This window comes from Sporosarcina sp. FA15 (assembly GCF_051550195.1).
GTDB lineage: Bacteria > Bacillota > Bacilli > Bacillales_A > Planococcaceae > Sporosarcina > Sporosarcina psychrophila.
The window spans coordinates 3,196,882-3,215,385 of sequence record NZ_CP188818.1; the positions used below are offsets into that span (position 1 = coordinate 3,196,882).

Genomic DNA, 18,504 nt, shown 5'->3' on the forward strand with positions numbered 1-18,504 from the left:
TTTTTTCGTTCATTAGTTTTCACGGTGCCTTCTATACAGGATATAGCTTCTTCCTACATAATTCAACGGTACACTCCAGACGTGAACCAATCTGGTAAACGGCCACATTGCAAAAATGAGGAACCCAGATAAAACATGAAGCTGAAATGCCAGTGGTACACCTATCATATAGGCACCTTCCGGTCGAAAAATCAGCAAGGAACGGAACCATATTGAAATTGAACTTCGGTAATCAAATTCTGGCTGTGTAATACTAGTTGCAATTACACTGTACATACCGATGAATACGATGAACAGCAATAGGGAGTTGACGATTAAGTCTGATGCAGATGACAACTTACGTACGCTTTTTAATGCAAAACGGCGATATGTCAAAATAAACATCCCCGCAAATGTGACGACACCAAAAAATCCTCCACCCCAAACAGCGCCCATATGATACATATGATCACTAACACCAAGTGCTTGCGTCCACTCCTTCGGGACAGCAAGCCCCACGACATGGCCCGCTATTACGGGCATGATGCCAATATGGAACAGTAAACTACCTATCATCAGTTGTTTCTTTTCTATAAATTCACTTGATTTTGCAGTCCAGCCAAACTGGTCGTTCCGGTATCTGAAAATATGCCCTACAACAAATGTTGCCATACACAGATAAGGGAAAATGACCCATAGAAATTGATTAGCCATTTGTAGGCGCCTCCTGACGAGCACATGACTTAAAGGTTTCCCTCATCCCCTTAATTAGATGGAAATAGGGACTATTATATTTCTCCAGCGCTTTTAACAGATGATATGTTCCGTCTTCCAAAACAGCGAGTAACATACCAAAACTTTGTTCTGCCCTCGGGTCACCTATCCATTCGCATGCGTAGATAAATTCACACATAAGCGGCAAGAAGTCGGACAGTTCACCGTCTGGCATATTCAGGCCAAACATTTCATAAAGCACTTTTAATTTAGCAAGCATTTGACCGCGATCTTTCGCATCCTGATACTTTACGTAAGTCATGAACAGCGTTGAATCCGTTTGGAAATCAAACGTATATGTATACATTTCCTGGATATCATCAAAGCTGTAGTCATGCATTAACTCCCAGTAAGTTTTAATATGCACATACGCCGGATGGGAAGAGTCAACTGACTCTTCCATGACTGACGGATGAAAGTTTATCTTTTCCGGGTACGTAAGTTGCTGTGCGAAGAAGCCAAATGTGTGTTTTTCGTTATACAGCTTCTGCAGATCAATCACGCCAAATCCCCCCGTAAAAGTTCTCTTCGTAAATTTCTTTACCTGACTTCGCTTGTGGTTGTGTACCACAACCATCACAGCTACTATCTTCTTGTTTTATACCTGCGTAGTTGTATGGACTTTCTGAAGTACCCATACTGTAGTCGCCCATTTCCACATAGCCTTCAGATCCTTGTGAACGGTATGCATTCATATGACCTTCTTTATGCGCTGTCGGGATAACAAAGCGATCTTCGTACTTTGCAATCGCCAGAAGTCTGTACATTGACTTCGTTTGATGAGCAGTCAGACCGACACGTTCTAGACGTGATTCATCGAATTCTTTACCAGATGACATGGCACGCATGTATGAACGCATCATTGCCATTCTTTGCAGTGCACCTTTCACTGTTTCGGTATCTCCTGCTGTAAGCATATTTGCGAGATACTGAATCGGAATACGCATTTCCTCAATTGCTGGGAAAATCATATCAGGATTCTTAATCGAGTCTTTACCTTCAAAATAGTTCATGATTGGGCTCAATGGCGGGACATACCATACCATCGGCAACGTGCGGTATTCAGGGTGAAGCGGGAAGGCAAGTTTATATTCAATTGCTAGTTTATAAACCGGTGAATTTTGTGCGCCTTCAATCCACTCTTCAGAAATACCATCTTTTCTAGCCTGAGCAATAACTTCCGGATCATTTGGATCGAGGAATAAATCAATTTGCGCTTTATACAAATCTTTTTCGTTCGGTGTAGAAGCCGCTTCTAAAACGCGATCTGCGTCATATAAAAGAACACCAAGATAACGGATTCTGCCTGTACACGTTTCAGAACAAACCGTTGGTAGTCCCGACTCAATCCTCGGGAAACAGAATGTACATTTCTCGGCTTTATTTGTTTTCCAGTTAAAGTAGACTTTCTTGTATGGACAACCGGTCATGCAATAACGCCAGCCTCGACACGCTTCTTGGTCTACGAGGACGATTCCATCTTCATCGCGTTTGTAGATGGCGCCTGATGGACAGGATGCCACACAACTCGGATTGAGACAGTGCTCACAGAGTCTTGGCAAGTACATCATAAATGCTTGTTCAAAGTTAAATTTAATTTCTTCTTCTATCTTTTCAATATTAGGATCCATTGGTCCCGTAATGTGAGCCCCAGCAAGTTGGTCTTCCCAGTTTGGGCCCCATTCTAGATCAATGTATTCTCCTGTCACAATAGACTTTGCACGAGCAACGGGCGTATGTTTACTGTCTGGTGCCGAAGTCAGTTTTTCATAGTCATATGTCCATGGTTCGTAATAGTCCTTCATTTCAGGCATATCCGGGTTATAGAAAATCTTCCCGAGAGCAATTTTTGATAGCTTCGAACCGGATTTCAATTCGAGTTTACCTTTTTTATTAATTTGCCATCCGCCTTTATAAAGCTCCTGGTCTTCCCAGCGTTTTGGATAGCCTATCCCCGGTTTTGTTTCGACGTTATTAAACCACATATACTCTGCACCTTCACGGTTTGTCCACGTCGTTTTACACGTAACACTACATGTATGGCAGCCAATACATTTATCCAGATTCATTACCATTGCAACTTGTGCTTTAATTTTCAAGCCAGTTTACCTCCTTCATCTTACGGACTGCAACGTACTCATCTCGCTGATTTCCGATTGGTCCGTAGTAGTTGAATCCGTAACTGAGTTGCGCATAGCCGCCAACCATTTGCGTCGGTTTCATGTGAATTCGTGTCGGCGCGTTATGGCTTCCGCCTCGTTCCTCTGAAATTTCAGAGCCTGGTACTTGAATATGCTTGTCTTGCGCGTGATACATGAACATGGTTCCTTTAGGTATTCTGTGACTGACTACGGCACGTGCAGTAACAACACCGTTTCGGTTATAAACCTCAAGCCATTGGTTGTCGTCAATACCATGCTCTTCGGCATTTTCACTGGAAATCCAGACAGTCGGTCCCCCACGGAATAACGTCAGCATATGCTGGTTGTCCTGGTACGTCGTGTGGATATTCCATTTACCATGCGGCGTCAAATACCTAAGTACAAGTGAATCTTGACCGCCTATGATTTTTTTGTCCCGCGGACCGAATACCATTGGTGGAAGCGTCGGTTTGTAAACGGGTAGACCTTCTCCGAAATCCAGGAATAATTCATGGTCAATGTAGAAGTGCTGTCTTCCGGTCAATGTCCTGAACGGAACCAGTCGTTCGATATTCGTCGTAAAAGGCGAGTAACGGCGCCCGAGTTTATTCGAACCGGAGAATACTGGTGTCGGTATGACTTCACGCGGCTGGGCAGTAATGCTTGCAAACGTGAAGCGCTCTGCCGCGCGATCGGCTGAAATATCTTTCAGTTCAACGCCGGTATCTGCTTCTGCTGCTACGAAAGCCTTTTGAGAAACGCGACCATTCGTTGCAGAAGATAGTGTCAGCATTGCTTCTGCCGCATGTTTTGCTGTGTGCAGTTTAGGCAATCCGTTTTTGATAGATTCATCGAAATAGGTGCCGTTGATGCCCTTCATCATTTCATATTCATCGGCTACAGAAAAACTGACGCCGTGCGCTCCCACTTTACCAGTCGATAATAATGGTCCAAGCGTGACGTATTTATCATAAATTTGTGTGTAATCACGTTCGACAATTGTCATAGCTGGCATTGTTTTACCCGGTATCGCTTCAACTTCGCCTTTTTTCCAGTCCTTCACTTCGCCATAAGGCTGGGCAATTTCCTGGATAGAATCATGCGCAAGTGGCGAAGTTACAAGGTCTTTATAAACGCCTGGAAGATGAACTTTTGCCATTTCCGAGAATGTTTCCGCAAGTGCGCGGTAAATATCCCAATCTGAACGAGATTCCCAAAGCGGGTCAACTGCTGGGTTGAACGGGTGAACAAATGGATGCATATCTGTTGAAGAAAGATCGTGTTTCTCATACCAAGTTGCTGCTGGAAGAACGACATCTGCGTACAGCGGAGTTGTTGTCATTCTGAAATCCAGTGCCACAAGAAGATCGAGTTTTCCTTCCACATCGTCGCGCCAAACAATTTCTTCAGGCTTAACATCTTCATTTGGTGTTGCAAGCAGAGCGTGGGAAGCGCCGAATAAATGTTTCATAAAGTATTCCTGACCTTTTGCAGAACTCGACACTAAGTTGGAGCGCCAAACAAATAGAGAGCGCGGGAAGTTTTCCGGTGCATCCGGATCTTCAATTGCAAATTTTGTTTCGCCTGACTTGATTTGTTCCAGTGTATAATTAACGATTTCTTGTGTTGTTGTTTTTCCTTCTTTGGCTGCCTCTTCTGCAAACGTCAGGCTGTTCTTGTTGAACTGAGGGTAAGATGGCAACCAACCAAGTCGTGCAGCCAAGACGTTATAGTCTGCAGGATGCTGATAGCGGGCTTTTCCTCCTGTCGGTGACATAAGAAGATCCGCGCCCATTTCCTCGTACTTCCATTGATCAGTTGCAAAATAGAAATAAGATGTCGCGTTTTGAAGTCGCGCCGGCGCTTGCCAGTCACGTGCAAATGCGATTGTGCTCCACCCTTCAATCGGACGGCATTTTTCTTGACCAACGTAATGGGCCCAGCCACCACCATTAACGCCTTGACAACCAGTTAACATAACGAGGTTAAGGATCGATCTATAAATGGTGTCACTGTTAAACCAGTGGTTAATACCCGCACCCATAATAATCATCGAACGGCCGCCTGTTTCAAGCGCATTATGTGCAAATTCCCGCGCGATTTGGGTAACCAGTTCAGGTTTAACGCTTGTGATTTTCTCCTGCCATGCTGGCGTGTAGAATGATTCTGCGTCGTCATAACCAGATGCTTCGAGTTCACTACCAATCCGGTTAACACCATACTGGCTAAGCATCAAATCGTGAACAGTTGTTACAAGACTTTCGGTTCCGTCTGCAAGTGTTACTTTTTTCACCGGAATCGGACGTTTGAATGTTCCGTTTGACACGTTGTCGAAGAATGGGAAAACAATTTCTTTCCATTCCGCCCCATGATCAGCCACTGACAAAGCCGGTTCAACGCGTGTTCCGTCTGCATTATCAAGAATTAGGTTCCACTTCTTGTCCTCTTCCCAACGTTGTCCCATCGTACCGTTCGGAACAATAATTTCATTTGTCGTTTCATCAAAAATAACCGGTTTCCACTCAGCGTGCTGGGATGCTTGCCCTATATCACTTGCCCGTAAAAATCGACCCGCTTTATAAGAATCTTCATGTGTATCGAGGGTTATTAGGAAAGGCATATCTGTATATTGTTTCGCGTAATTCAAGAACATCGGCTCTTTACGCTGTTCATAAAATTCATCGAGAATGACGTGCGTCATTGCTTGAGCAACTGCAGCGTCCGTTCCGGGATTTGCCGCAATCCAGTCATCCGCATGCGTAACACTTTCTGCGTAATCCGGGGCCACAGAAACTACTTTCGTCCCTTTGTAGCGCACTTCTGTCATGAAGTGAGCATCTGGCGTTCTTGTTAGCGGTACATTCGATCCCCACATAATGATGTAACCAGCGTTAAACCAATCACTCGATTCAGGGACGTCTGTCTGCTCACCCCAAATTTGTGGAGAAGATGGCGGTAAATCCGCATACCAGTCATAGAAGCTAAGCATTTCGCCGCCAAGAAGAGAGAGGAATCGTGCACCTGACGCATAGCTGACCATTGACATTGCCGGAATCGGTGTAAATCCAGCTATCCGATCGGGGCCGTACTTTTGGATTGTGTAAATAAGCTGTGCCGAAATCATTAAGGTTGCATCTCTCCAGTTAACCCGGACATGGCCGCCTTTGCCGCGCGCTTTTTTATATTCATCTGCCTTATCAGGATCTTCTACGATGCTAGCCCATGCTTTTACAGGGTCTTTCAGTTCAGAAACTGCTTTAGTCCACATACGCCATAACTTTCCTCGTATGTATGGGTATTTCACGCGAAGCGGGCTATATTCATACCAGGAAAATGAAGCTCCACGGGGACATCCACGCGGTTCAAATTCAGGCATATCAGGACCACATGAAGGATAATCAATTTGCTGGTTTTCCCAAGTGATAATGCCGTTTTTCACAAATACTTTCCAACTGCATGACCCTGTACAGTTCACGCCATGCGTTGTCCGAACCACTTTGTCATGAGACCAACGTTGGCGGTACATATTTTCCCAATCCCGACTTTTTTCTTCTAAAATTGACCAATTTCCTGAAAAACGTTCAACTGGCTTGAAATAATTAAGTCCAAATTTTTTCTTCATTGGAATAGCTCACTCCTTTTTAGAATAACTAACGATCTATGACGGGAATCAAAGACTTATTCATTCACATACTATTAATTTTAAGAATAATCCTGATTCTTTCCTAGTAGGGATGTGCCTATTTGATGTGGGGAATACCCTTATAAAAAGAAAAGCGGAAAGCGCCCGGAGCTAACCAACGTTCCATGTTGAAAATCTATAGTTTCTATCTTCAAATTAAAAAGCCGCCTACTCTGCCCATTACGGACTAGATTAAGCGACCTTTTTCGAATCGATATATACATGTTATTACTTTCTCTGTCTCTATCAGTATTGCTCCAAACTTACCGAGCACCCTGGCGAACGTTAAAACGACCCCCGCTAGCAAACCTAGCCATGCAAGTGGTTTCATACTATCCCAGACTCTTTCATATCTATTTCTATAGTCATAACGGACTTCGCTAAACCATTACACACAAAAAACCACCTTTGTAGATAGGTGGTTTTTGTCCTTTAATCAATCACAGTGCGACCCGGACACGGTCGAATAAGTTGTTATTTTCGAGATGGACATGTTCAAATGTGTCTTTTTCAAGTTGTACAAGACGTGCGTACACGAGTCTATACGTTCCGCAGGCTTCGTCTGGTAGCGTGAAATTATTCGTTAGATCACGTATTTCAAATAATAATTTACCTGCGTGTTCGTGCTCTTGCTCAAGTTCCGTTACAAGCGGCTTAACCTTTTCTTTCAATTCAGGTGTAGGATTTTCTAAAAACTCCAGAATTAGCGGAAATACGTTGGCATCTTCGTCTGCCGTGTGATCAAGAAGTTCACTTCGTAATTCTTTAAAGATTTCTTGAACGCGAAGAAGATGCGGATGATTTTCTCCATGGACACGGGCAACCTTTGTAATGTACGGTGCGAGAAGCGGTAATTCTTCCCGTAGCCCAGTATGATACTTTTCTTGAATATAGGAGACGAGCGTTTTTGAACCGAATGACGTTGGATCGATGCCACTTTGCTGCTCGCGTTTCTCCTCTATTTTTTTGACACTATTTAGAACCTCTTCAGGATTGAGTTTTCGTTCTTTAGCTGCATCTTTAAGAGCAATTTTTCCACCGCAACAGAAATCGATGCGCAAACTTCTAAACAAATCAGCACTTTGAGGGAGCTCCGTGACGATATCACAAACTTGTGTATCAAGTGTTAGTCGACTCATAATTTTTTCCTCCTCTGCTTGTTTTAATGAGAATTATTCTCACCCTTAGTTTACAAGGCAGCCATTCGTACCGATAGTAGGGTTTGCCCTATTTAAGATACTACATCCCCATTCAAATCCCTTCTTACTTGAAAAAAAAACGCACACGATTTTTCCCGTGTGCGTTCATATACTTACAAATCATCAAATCCATTAAGATCGCTTGTTTTGACGTATTGACGTGATGATTGTTCAAAGAAGTCGGTTTTTGTATCGTCGAAGCTGTCGACATATGCACGAATCCATTTCATTGGGTTGTCAGTGAACTCCGGATAAATTTCACTAAGTCCGAGCATGCGAAGCATTTTGTTCGCGCGATATTTCACATAGCCTTCCATTTCGGCAAGTTCGATACCTTCAATATCTGCTAGTACGTAACGGCTCCAGATGACTTCCTGTTCGACCGAATGTTTGAACTGATCGTAAATCCAAGCCGTGAATTCATCTGTATTTTGTTCAGGGTTTTCTGCAAGTGCTGCGCGGAAAATGTCACTAATTGCTTTACCATGTTGCAATTCATCACGATTAATATACGAAATCATTGTCGAAGTACCAACCATTTTCTGATTGCGTGCGAGATTGTAGAAGAATGCGAATCCACTATAGAAAAATAGTCCTTCAAGCAGCGTCGTATAGACCATCGCTTTCAATGCTGATTCGATTGTCGGACGCTCGGCGAAGTCATTGTATACTTCTACAATGCGCTCATTCCGTTTCAATAGCACTTCGTCTGAGCGGCCCATTTCAAATGAAGCCATCTGCTTATTAAGTGTCGTAACGGAAGATAGTACGTATGCATAACTGTGATTATGTTCACTTTCTTGATCGGCAATTGTGGCCATAATTGATTTAACAGAAGGATCGGTTGTATAATCCGCCATTTTCAAAGCGATTGTCGTCTGTGGTCCGTCAAGTGTCGCGAGTAAGCCAATAATTTTAAGAAATGCGTCTTGTTCCGGCTTTGTCAGCGTCGAGAATTGCTTAACGTCTTGTGTCATATCGACTTCATTGGCCGTCCAGAATAGTGAACGGATTTGTTGACGCAATGTATAGAAATGGGGATGTGCGATGTCATTCCAGTTGAGGATACCACTCGCCTTGCCCCCGAAAATAGCCGTTGATTTGTTTGGATGTGCAGGTTCCAAGACCTTCACTCGTTTAAGTTTTTCCAATTTCTGATGACTCCCTTCGACCATTCAATTACTTTTTCTTGCTGTATGCCACGTGGACTTTGTTCGATTTTAAGCGGCTCATAAGGGGATGCGTAAAACCGCGCTAACTTCACCGCTGCGTGGCAGAATAATGCATCGCCGCCAAATTGGGTATCACCCGTTCCGAAGACGTATACATTATCCGGTTTATACCCCACATCCGCTACAAAGTCTTTTACTTCGTCAGGCGTTGAGCCTTGCTCCCACGTGAATGACCCCAAGAGCATCGCATCGAAATCACGAGGGTTCGGAATGACGCCCCCACCGATTCGAAACGTTGTAACAGCTATATTTTCCGCTACTAGCGTTTCTTCAATCATTTCAGCAACTTCCTGCGTGTTTCCGCTCCACGATGCGTAGACGATTAAGAATGACACCATTCACACTCTTCGATATCCGTCGCAGTTGAACGTGTGTAGTATGTCGTTTTCATACCAGACTTCCACGCTTGCAAATGAAGTTCAAGCAGAACCGATGCACGAATTGAATTCGGAACATAGATGTTGAAAGAAATTGCTTGGTCAATATGGCGCTGTCTTGCTGCGTTTTGTTTGATTGACCAACGCTGATCGACAATATAAGCGGAGCGTCGATAGACGTCATATGTGTTGTGATTAAGGTCAGGCGCAACAACTGGAAGCTTATAATCTTTCTTTTCTTCATGATAAAACGGTTTGAAAACCGGATCAATTGATGCAGTTGATCCTGCGATAATAGACGTCGAGCTATTCGGTGCAATTGCCATCAAATAACCATTTCTCATACCATTTGTTGCAACATCGATGCGGAGTTCATGCCATTCCTTCGAGTCATAGTTCTTGTTGTCGAAATAAACGCCAGACTGCCATTCGGATCCTTCATATAATGGGTACGATCCTTTTTCAGTAGCCAGTTGCATCGAAGCTTTAATCGTCAAATAAGCTATTTTCTCATATAATTTATCAGCGTAATCCACTGCTTCGTTTGATTCCCATTGAATGTTTTGCAAGGCAAGCAAATGATGCCAGCCAAATGTCCCTAGACCGATTCCACGGTAACGCGCGTTAGTTCGTTGCGCTTGGACAACCGGTATTTTATTAAGATCGATGACGTTATCAAGCATGCGCACTTGAATTGTAATGAGTCTTTCCAAAACGCTTGCTGGAACAGCTCGTCCCAGGTTAATGGATGATAAATTACAGACGACAAAATCGCCCGGTTTTGAACGCGTGACCACGATATCGTCTTCGAGCGTAACAGACTCGAATTCAGTCGGGCTCATATTTTGCGTGATTTCTGTGCAAAGATTCGATGAATAAATCATGCCTTCATGTTTGTTAGCATTCGCACGGTTCACTTCATCACGGTAAAACATGTACGGCGTTCCCGTTTCCAATTGGCTACGCATAATCCGTTTCATAAGATCGATAGCAGGAACGATTTCCCGACTAAGTTCAGGATTATTAACACACTCTTCGTATTTCTCACGGAACGAACCTGCCCCTTTTGTTTCATCGTAAAAGTCCTCTAGTGAATAACCCATAACCACCCGAACTTCATGCGGATCAAACAAGTGCCAGTCCCCACGTGCATCAACTTGTTCCATATAAATATCAGGAAGGCAGACGCCCGTGAAAATATCGTGTGCGCGCAAGCGGTCGTCTCCGTTGTTTAACTTGAGGTCAAGGAACGTAAAAATGTCTTTGTGCCAAACATCGAGATAAACGGCGATTGCACCTTGTCGCTGACCAAGTTGGTCAACACTTACTGCCGTGTTGTTCAACTGCTTAATCCATGGAAGTACGCCACTTGAAGCGCCTTTAAATCCACGAATGGATGAGCCACGACTGCGGACTTTCCCCATGTAAACACCAATGCCGCCACCGTATTTCGACAAGTTAGCTATATCCGTATTGCTGTCATAGATGCCTTGCAAAGAATCGTCGACCGTATCGATAAAGCAACTTGATAACTGGCCGTGCGGTTTTCCAGCATTCGACAATGTCGGCGTTGCAACCGTCATATAGAGACTGCTCATCGCCCAGTATGATTCCGCTACTTTTTCAAGCCGGTTAGTTGTCTCATCCTGCATCAATGTCATTGCAATAACAAGCCAGCGCTCTTGCGGAAGTTCAACCGATTGTTTGCTAAAGTCAACAGCGACATAACGGTCCATAAGTGTTTTCAAACCGATATATGTAAATAGCTTGTCCCGTTCTGGTTCGATTAGATTACCGAGAATAACAAGATCTTCGCGTGAATACTTTTCCGTTAAGACGGGTGTGTATAATCCCTGCTCGACTAGACGGGCAACGTTTTCAGCAAAATCCGTATAGACCTTTGCACCGCGAAGCTGAGCTTGACGATTGTAAACATCACGTAAGTGAATTCGGGCCGCAACGAAAGTCCAGTACGTCGATACCTCATCGATATTGCTGAGCGTTTCTAGAATCATCGCTTTTGTCCATTCTGATGCGCTTGCTCCAGGATGACGCTCATTCCATTTTTCACTTGCAGTAAATAATGGACGAATCTTCTCCCCACCAAACTCGTTCTGTAAGTCTTCCAATAGCATCTCCGTACTCGTCTTAGTAATATTCATTGTCATTTTCATCGGCTCCTTTATCAAACCTAATTTTTCTATTTCCAATAAAAAACGATAATCCCACCTTTTTCAGGCAGATCCATCGTTTATGAGTTTTATTTACTGAGGGATAATTTGTTAGCTGTAGTTAAGTAGTCAAGAACTTATTTGACACTCTAAATTCCTATTTGTCAACAATACAGCTTTCGTTCAATTTCGCCACTAACACTATATGTAGTGTCTTAATCATTATACATACCCTAACATGTTGTGGTCTAATCGTAAATAGGGAAAAAGTTTACTTGTCCTACCATCAATAACTTATCCACATATCCACAGTCATTTTCTAGTGTCGCTTTGACCGTCATCATCGTCATTCTTGCAAACGATACACAAGTTATAAACATTAATTTAAAATCTAAAAAAATATCCTTTTTTCCCGATGTCGGTTCTATTTTGTCATTCAGCACTAAATGCAGTGTTCTACACATAGTTTAGAAGTTAACTCCAAACAGTTTTCACTTGTGAATTATTGTTACTTTCAATTGACAGCCAATCACCATTTTGATACATTCAACTACAACATCTGTGATGAAGAGAGTAGCAATTATTTCTTTTTCAGCGAACTGGGGATGGTGGAAGCCCGGTGAAGAATACTTGTGAACCGCACTTCGGAGATGCTTTTCCAAGCTTTTTAGGAAAAGCCGGTGTCTCGCCGTTATGAGGAAGTGGCCCTATACGGGTAATTTGAGTGGTACCGCGGAAGTAAGCTTTCGTCTCATTAATTTGAGATGAGGGCTTTTTTTTACGCTTTTTTAGTTCAATCAACCAAAAGGAGTGTTGACAATGAAAATGGATGTCTTGCAAGTGCTGCAACAATTTAGTCCGATTCCATTGGATGAAAACATGCTAGAAAAGCCTGTCCATGCACATTTAGGCGATTTGGCTTTACCATGCTTCCCATTCGCAAAGGAACTTAGAAAATCGCCTGTTGTCATTGCCAATGAAATCGCCCTGGCAATCGAACATCCGTTAATTCGTAAAGCAGAAGCCGTCAACGGATATGTGAATATCTTTCTGAACCGTACTACAATTACCAGTGCCCTACTGCAGAAAATTCTGGATCCATCCGTTTCCTATGGGTCATCTAATGAAGGAAATGGCGGGATTGTCACAATCGATTTATCTTCCCCCAACATTGCCAAACCATTTTCCATGGGGCATTTGCGCTCCACCGTCATCGGAAATTCGATTGCACTACTACTCGAAAAGAATGGTTGTAAGACCGTAAAAATCAATTACATCGGAGATTGGGGCACACAGTTTGGCAAGCTACTGACAGCCTACCGGAAATGGGGCTACGAACAAGAGGTCCAGCAAGCTCCAATCCAGACGTTGTTAAAACTGTACATCCGATTCCATGAAGAAGCAGAGCACAATGATTCGCTTAACGCTGAAGGCAGAGCAGCATTCAAATCCCTGGAAGACGGTGATAAGGAAGCACTGGCTTTATGGAAGTGGTTCAAAACGGAATCCCTCAAGGAATTTCAACGCATTTATGATTTGCTGGGTATTACCTTTGATTCCTATAACGGCGAGGCCTACTATAATGACAAGATGGAACCCATCGTTAAGGAAATAGCAGATAAAGGACTCTTAATAGAATCAAATGGTGCACTCGTGGTTGAACTGGGTGAGGATATGCCACCTTGTTTGATTATGAAATCAGATGGCGCGACGTTATACGCCACACGCGATTTAACCGCTGCAATCGATAGAAAAGAAACGTATGATTTCGTGAAATCTCTCTATGTCGTTGGAAATGAACAAAGTCTCCACTTCACACAATTCAAGAAAGTACTCGGTAAAATGGGCTACGAGTGGGCAGACGATATCCAGCACATTCCTTTCGGTCTCATATTAAAAGCCGGAAAAAAGATGTCCACCCGCAAAGGGAAAATTGTTTTGCTAGAGCAAGTTTTGAATGAGGCGATTTCACTTGCACAGTCGACAATTGAAACGAAGAATCCAAACTTAGCGAATAAAGCGCAAGTCGCTGAAGAAGTTGGCGTCGGTGCCATCATTTTCGGTGACCTGAAACAACATCGCAAACACGATATCGAATTTAACTTAGAAACAATGCTCCAGACAGAAGGTGAAACCGGTCCCTACGTCCAATATGCTTTCGCACGGGCCAAATCAGTGTTAAGAAAAGCTGGCGACATACAGCCGTATAGCGTGGATGACGTCAATGATTTCGAATGGGCAATCATTCGAGCATTGGAGCAATTCCCACAAACAGTCAAGCGCGCTGCGGATGATTTAGACCCATCCATCATTGCAAAATATGCAATCGATCTCGCTCAAACGTTTAGCTCATTTTACGGCAATGTCAAAGTGCTTTCCGATACTGATCATCTGCCATACAGAATTGCACTGATCACGAGTACGGCGATTGTCTTGAAAGAGGCGTTACGATTGTTAGGAATGAAGGCACCTGAGGAGATGTGATCGGAAATGAATCATACGGAAGTCAACAGGTCCGTTCAGCGGTAAAAAACAGAAAAAAAGCTCTAGTGAAAACGCCAAACATTTAGGTTTGGCATTTCACTAGCGCGATCCATTAAATTCTCTTGTTGATTTCTTGTTCTTTGTTCAACTAACTATCCTTAGTTGGGCTAGAATGGATTTTCTCCTTTAATAAAAGGAATAAAGACGACGTAAGCCGAGACAATAAAAAGTACCCAAAAAACCTTGGATTTCATACGTTTTTTAAACAAGTGGTTATTTTTATTTGTAAATAGCACACGGATTGTTGTATAGAAAAAATACAAAAGATACGACAACCCGAACCAATTAACCCATACGTTCCCCATAAAACTAATCCCGAAATCTTCATAAATTACTCCTAATACATTTTCAGTTAGGATGAAACCAATAGCCAAATAAATTAACACTTTAAAAAATGTAATAGCATCCCTTTTCAAAGCTGACAATTTTTTCCTCCTTACTCATCTATTATATTAGTTCAAAATACGAATCTCTTTTCCAACTTTTTCTCCTATTGTTCAAATGGATACAGTCACAATGATTCTATCGCAAGTTCCGACTCACATACTTGTTGATAAAAACCTTGCATAGACATTTCACCCAATATACTCTTGGTCAAAAACTTATTTGGTATATTTTTTGTAGCAGAGTATCTGTTTTTTTGAACTCTAAGTATTTCTAACCTATCAAACCCCTCCTACTTCTTAATCCAATCTTATATATGTTGAACTAATGATTCTATATAATCTCCAGCGAAGGCGCCTCATAGGGGTAGCCGAAGCAATAAGACTGACGGCGGTTTTCTGTTTGGCTTATTGCGGGAGGCATCCCCTAGCGCCAAGCGTTGTTGAGAGGATTCTCTATGTCAACATTTATAGTCATTGGAACGTATCACTAACCACAAAGTATACCATTTTCCCCCAACGCGAACCTGTACAAAATTTTAAAACCAACTGAGTAGACTGACATAGCGATATGAGACACATATAAAACATCTTTATTAGGCTGCCATGACACCATACTTTATGGGTGTTAGATAGCCTAATTTTTCTTGGATACGTTCTTCATTATAATAATTTAAATAGGTAATTACCCGCTCAGTTACGTCTTGATTACGTAATGAATTAAATTTAACATATTGAAATTCCTCAGACTTCAAGTTCGAATGAAAAGATTCAATCACCGCATTATCCCAATAGTTTCCTCTACGCGACATACTGCTGGCGAGGTCATTATCCTTAATGCAGGCCTGGTACGCATATGACGTGTAGACACTTCCTTGATCTGAAAGCACAATCACGCCTTCGAGGTGATTACGGACAACCAGCGCCTCCTTTAACGTGTCAATCACGAGCGGGGTTTGTTGATAATCGTATAATTTGTAAGCGACAATTTCGTTATTGAATAGATCCATAATAGTCGAAAGATATTTTGTAGTACTGCCATATTGGATATATGTGATGTCTGTCACCCACTTTTTGTTTGGTATACTAGCCTTGAAATCGCGAAGAAGGTTAGGGGCAATTATGATACTTTCACCTTGGGATTTCCACTTCCGTTTTGGCTTGATACGACACTGTAAGTTATGCTTTTGCATGAGGTTCTGAACTGTATTGCGATTCAATTCTATATTATAGTTCTGCTTCAACATAGCCTTTATTTTTCGATGACCATTCCGATACCTAGTGCTTTTATACAGTTCCCTAATGGATTCCTCTTCTACTGAAAGCGGCTTATTGTTAGCTTGAAGACACCATCTATAATAGTTCTCCCGTGGTACTCCTAACGCGGACAAAATGGCTGTAATCGTGTACTTCTTTTTAAGTTTCTCTACACTCTGTAGAACTATTTCTTTTTTAACTCCCTTTCGATCTCCATGTACTTTTTCAAGATTTCGTTCTCCATCTTCAAATGAGATAATTGACGTTCTCGCTTGTCGTCTTCACTGGCTAACTCGGGACCGTGACCAAATGTATATTGTTTACCGATTGGCTGATCAAATCGATAAATTTCATTCGCACGGTACCATTTCATCCAAGTTTCAACCTGTGATTTATTTTTGATTCCGTGTTTTTCCATAATTTCATTAGTTGTCAATTCACCACTTAGTTTATCTTTAACAACTGCCCATTTAACTTCGCTTGAATATACGTTTTTGCCCATGCAAAAATACCTCCGATGCAAGTACATTTTACAAGTGTACTTATATCGGAGGTGTTTTATATTGTCTCAATAATTTAGGTTAGTCCAGTTCAGATATATGGATAGGTCGCTTTCCAGCAAATCATCTTATATTTGATTTCTGATTTCAACTTAAAGGTTCATCGTAATAAGTATCAAAAATACCATTATAATTCATTTTTAAGTTTTTAATATTTTTAGGGTCTGTAGAAAGTATATTGATTACGTCTCCACTCCCCCCGAAATGGATTAGATACTTACTCGTAACAATAATAAATAAAGCTCTTGAGGCGCGATCATTTTTATAGAGCAGTACATCTGTTGTATATAACATCAAATCATTTACTGAAACATCTTTTATTAAAGCAATTTTGCCAAAGCCCTTTTCAAAATCAATTTCTTCACTAGTGATCTTGTATTCCTTCCAATTGGTCAACCGGATGCGCTTTGATAAGTTATTAGAGATGTATTTATTTCTTCTATTACGTCCTAGAGTTATAAAAAGATCGACTGTTGGTTCATCAAATGTAAGGTAATTGATAAACTTTTGAATTCCTTTTACTCGAACTTCTCTAAAATAATCTGTTGCGAATCTAACTCGATTTTCCATCGGTGAATTAAAATACATTGAAGAACCCCACGGTTCAGTTAGTAGAACTCCAGACTTAGTATTAATGAACTTAGTCGCCGACACGGTTAAGGTCTTTATCATATGTACCACTCCTTGTTGATTTAGAACAGACATTTTTTGGTGAAGAACCACCTTTCCAAGCTCCAACACCAGTATGATTATCTAAATCACGAGATATATAACCTGGTCCATTTTTGGTTTTTTTACCCTTTTTAAAAATAGCTACACCATCTTTACATGTCTCATTTGCTTTAGTATATCCTAGTTTGTCTGCGGCCTTTTTTGCTTCTCCATCTGTCTTGTATACAGGTTCAGGTTTAGAAAAAAGTAAATTTATGATATTCTTTGCAACTGAAGTAGTGGCTTCCCACATCACATCTCCAATAATAACAGCACCTGTTACAAGTACCATAACTGTTCCAATACCCGGGATGACATATTTACCAGCCGCTATGGTTCCTCCATAAACAGTATATATATCATCTCCTCGATAATCTTCTAATAAAACTCCTTCATCGGATGACTCTAACTCTTTTATTATTTCGAGTACTTTCAAATCATACTCAGTAAGCTCACTTTGTGGGCTCTCTTCCAGTCGGTTAAGATCGGTGGAAGTTAGAACCTCACTTTCTTTTGCACTTGCTAAAGGAACCAAAATAGTGGTGCTGAATAAAACTAAAAGACTTAATAACGTAATAACTTTTTTCATCTTTTCCACTCATAACTACCTCCAAATATTTACATTAAAGCCAAAATCAATTATTACACACAAGATTAACTAAATACAGGGTATTATGTATCATTTTACCAAATTAAATGTATATTTTTCTTCTATTTTGTTGCAGAAAGAGGACAAGACGTGGCAATTATCAACGGGAAATGTCGCAACTCTACTGGCAGACTTCCACGTAGAGAAAGAAATCGTTTGAAAAGAAACCGAATTGGCTATACTCGAATTTTATTTGGGGGAAATCCAACAGGGGTTGCAGTCTCCTATTCACCCTCGTTTCATTAAACAATACAGAATAGGTTAACATAATGCCTGTTCACGGAAGTAGTTAACTCCATTACGCAATAAGAAAAAGCCACCCTGTGAAGGCAGCCGATTGTGAAAGTGGTAGTTATGACTTTTGAATAAAATAAGGTCCAAGCCCTGTTTCATGCGTTATAATAAATGTCCAATTATTTTCCGAATCCATAACATAGATGTCACTGAAATTAAGATCCCAGCGATCGTATGGCAAATCTTTCACTTTAAGATTTATAGCATTTTGAACTAAAAACGCTTCATTCGTGAATTCATAAAAGATTGTGCATTGATTCTTTTTTTGCCTTTCAAATGCTTTTATGGCCACTTCCTTTTCGAGGCATTCCGTTTTTTCATAACTACAAAGGTGCCATAAAAATGAATTCAAATATATTTCTTTTTGTTCCTCTTTTGTTAGATGACCAGCAAAGTTTTCAAGCCACTCACCTCGTAAATAGCGTCCCCACTTCGGTATTTCCAACACCTTTAATTCTTTATTTTGCATTCACTTTAACCTCTCTCGCAAATATCAAATGCTAATTACCAAGCTTGCCCAATTTTAGACCTTCTTGTATTTCTTGTTCACC

15 protein-coding genes and 1 other annotated feature are annotated in these 18,504 nt (G+C 41.5%); of the genes, 1 reads left to right on the forward strand and 14 read right to left on the reverse strand.

The features are described 5' to 3' along the window. Positions 1-12 precede the first annotated feature (12 nt). The 9 genes from narI to ACP8HG_RS14995 form a co-directional block, all read right to left on the reverse strand. Positions 13-693, reverse strand: coding sequence for a respiratory nitrate reductase subunit gamma (gene narI, locus ACP8HG_RS14955; RefSeq protein ID WP_067213468.1), 681 nt, complete (start codon positions 691-693; stop codon positions 13-15). Then, positions 686-1,255, reverse strand: coding sequence for a nitrate reductase molybdenum cofactor assembly chaperone (gene narJ, locus ACP8HG_RS14960; protein WP_338654830.1), 570 nt, complete (start codon positions 1,253-1,255; stop codon positions 686-688). The genes narI and narJ overlap by 8 nt, the downstream gene beginning before the upstream one ends. Beyond that, positions 1,248-2,852 carry a nitrate reductase subunit beta gene (gene narH / locus ACP8HG_RS14965; protein ID WP_438297029.1) on the reverse strand — a complete coding sequence of 535 codons (1,605 nt, stop codon included), beginning with the start codon at positions 2,850-2,852 and terminating at the stop codon, positions 1,248-1,250. The genes narJ and narH overlap by 8 nt, the downstream gene beginning before the upstream one ends. Continuing rightward, a complete protein-coding gene (locus tag ACP8HG_RS14970) occupies positions 2,842-6,516 on the reverse strand; it encodes a nitrate reductase subunit alpha (protein WP_438297031.1) in 3,675 nt (1,224 codons plus the stop codon). The genes narH and ACP8HG_RS14970 overlap by 11 nt, the downstream gene beginning before the upstream one ends. A gap of 500 nt (positions 6,517-7,016) precedes the next feature. Next, positions 7,017-7,715 (reverse strand): iron-sulfur cluster repair di-iron protein, encoded by a 699-nt coding sequence (ric, locus tag ACP8HG_RS14975; RefSeq protein WP_438297033.1) that lies wholly within the window; start codon positions 7,713-7,715, stop codon positions 7,017-7,019. A 173-nt stretch (positions 7,716-7,888) separates the two neighbouring features. Beyond that, positions 7,889-8,926, reverse strand: coding sequence for a ribonucleotide-diphosphate reductase subunit beta (locus ACP8HG_RS14980; RefSeq protein WP_370569927.1), 1,038 nt, complete (start codon positions 8,924-8,926; stop codon positions 7,889-7,891). After that, positions 8,905-9,345, reverse strand: a complete 441-nt coding sequence (locus ACP8HG_RS14985) for a flavodoxin (protein ID WP_067213478.1) — start codon at positions 9,343-9,345, stop codon at positions 8,905-8,907. The genes ACP8HG_RS14980 and ACP8HG_RS14985 overlap by 22 nt, the downstream gene beginning before the upstream one ends. Next, positions 9,330-11,546 carry a ribonucleoside-diphosphate reductase subunit alpha gene (locus tag ACP8HG_RS14990; RefSeq protein WP_421103204.1) on the reverse strand — a complete coding sequence of 739 codons (2,217 nt, stop codon included), beginning with the start codon at positions 11,544-11,546 and terminating at the stop codon, positions 9,330-9,332. The genes ACP8HG_RS14985 and ACP8HG_RS14990 overlap by 16 nt, the downstream gene beginning before the upstream one ends. 257 nt (positions 11,547-11,803) lie before the next feature. Further along, positions 11,804-12,019, reverse strand: coding sequence for a hypothetical protein (locus tag ACP8HG_RS14995; RefSeq protein ID WP_187046090.1), 216 nt, complete (start codon positions 12,017-12,019; stop codon positions 11,804-11,806). An 88-nt stretch (positions 12,020-12,107) separates the two neighbouring features. Next, positions 12,108-12,312, forward strand: a binding site (T-box leader). 62 nt (positions 12,313-12,374) lie between these two features. Between ACP8HG_RS14995 and argS the strand changes: the two genes are divergently transcribed. Continuing rightward, on the forward strand, positions 12,375-14,039 hold the full coding sequence (gene argS / locus ACP8HG_RS15000) for an arginine--tRNA ligase (RefSeq protein ID WP_438297036.1): 1,665 nt from the start codon (positions 12,375-12,377) through the stop codon (positions 14,037-14,039). Positions 14,040-14,206: 167 nt separating this feature from the next. Here the strand turns inward: argS and ACP8HG_RS15005 are convergent, their stop codons facing one another. The 5 genes from ACP8HG_RS15005 to ACP8HG_RS15025 all read right to left on the reverse strand — a co-directional run bounded on the left by ACP8HG_RS15005 (position 14,207) and on the right by ACP8HG_RS15025 (position 18,422). Beyond that, complete coding sequence (locus ACP8HG_RS15005) at positions 14,207-14,524, reverse strand: hypothetical protein (RefSeq protein WP_438297038.1); 318 nt, start codon at positions 14,522-14,524, stop codon at positions 14,207-14,209. 554 nt (positions 14,525-15,078) lie between these two features. Beyond that, positions 15,079-16,241, reverse strand: a protein-coding gene (locus tag ACP8HG_RS15010; RefSeq protein ID WP_438297040.1) for an IS3 family transposase whose coding sequence is annotated in 2 segments (ribosomal slippage) — positions 15,079-15,971 and positions 15,971-16,241 — 1,164 coding nt in all. Because the reading frame shifts where the segments join, the coding sequence is not laid out codon by codon here. Between the two features lie 145 nt (positions 16,242-16,386). After that, positions 16,387-16,971: a hypothetical protein gene (locus ACP8HG_RS15015; RefSeq protein WP_338654817.1), complete on the reverse strand. Its 585-nt coding sequence runs from the start codon at positions 16,969-16,971 to the stop codon at positions 16,387-16,389. Then, on the reverse strand, positions 16,940-17,599 hold the full coding sequence (locus ACP8HG_RS15020) for a toxin C-terminal domain-containing protein (RefSeq protein ID WP_438298664.1): 660 nt from the start codon (positions 17,597-17,599) through the stop codon (positions 16,940-16,942). The genes ACP8HG_RS15015 and ACP8HG_RS15020 overlap by 32 nt, the downstream gene beginning before the upstream one ends. Before the next feature lie 412 nt (positions 17,600-18,011). Next, on the reverse strand, positions 18,012-18,422 hold the full coding sequence (locus tag ACP8HG_RS15025) for a DUF4275 family protein (protein ID WP_340741762.1): 411 nt from the start codon (positions 18,420-18,422) through the stop codon (positions 18,012-18,014). Positions 18,423-18,504: the final 82 nt, after the last annotated feature.

Coding starts and splice junctions, on each gene's coding strand:
- narI (WP_067213468.1), bottom strand. CDS start 693: ATGGCTAATCAATTTCTATGGGTCATTTTCCCTTATCTGTGTATGGCA.
- ACP8HG_RS14970 (WP_438297031.1), bottom strand. CDS start 6,516: ATGAAGAAAAAATTTGGACTTAATTATTTCAAGCCAGTTGAACGTTTT.
- ric (WP_438297033.1), bottom strand. CDS start 7,715: ATGAGTCGACTAACACTTGATACACAAGTTTGTGATATCGTCACGGAG.
- ACP8HG_RS14985 (WP_067213478.1), bottom strand. CDS start 9,345: ATGGTGTCATTCTTAATCGTCTACGCATCGTGGAGCGGAAACACGCAG.
- ACP8HG_RS14990 (WP_421103204.1), bottom strand. CDS start 11,546: ATGAATATTACTAAGACGAGTACGGAGATGCTATTGGAAGACTTACAG.
- ACP8HG_RS14995 (WP_187046090.1), bottom strand. CDS start 12,019: ATGTGTAGAACACTGCATTTAGTGCTGAATGACAAAATAGAACCGACA.
- argS (WP_438297036.1), top strand. CDS start 12,375: ATGAAAATGGATGTCTTGCAAGTGCTGCAACAATTTAGTCCGATTCCA.
- ACP8HG_RS15015 (WP_338654817.1), bottom strand. CDS start 16,971: ATGATAAAGACCTTAACCGTGTCGGCGACTAAGTTCATTAATACTAAG.
- ACP8HG_RS15020 (WP_438298664.1), bottom strand. CDS start 17,599: ATGAAAAAAGTTATTACGTTATTAAGTCTTTTAGTTTTATTCAGCACC.
- ACP8HG_RS15025 (WP_340741762.1), bottom strand. CDS start 18,422: ATGCAAAATAAAGAATTAAAGGTGTTGGAAATACCGAAGTGGGGACGC.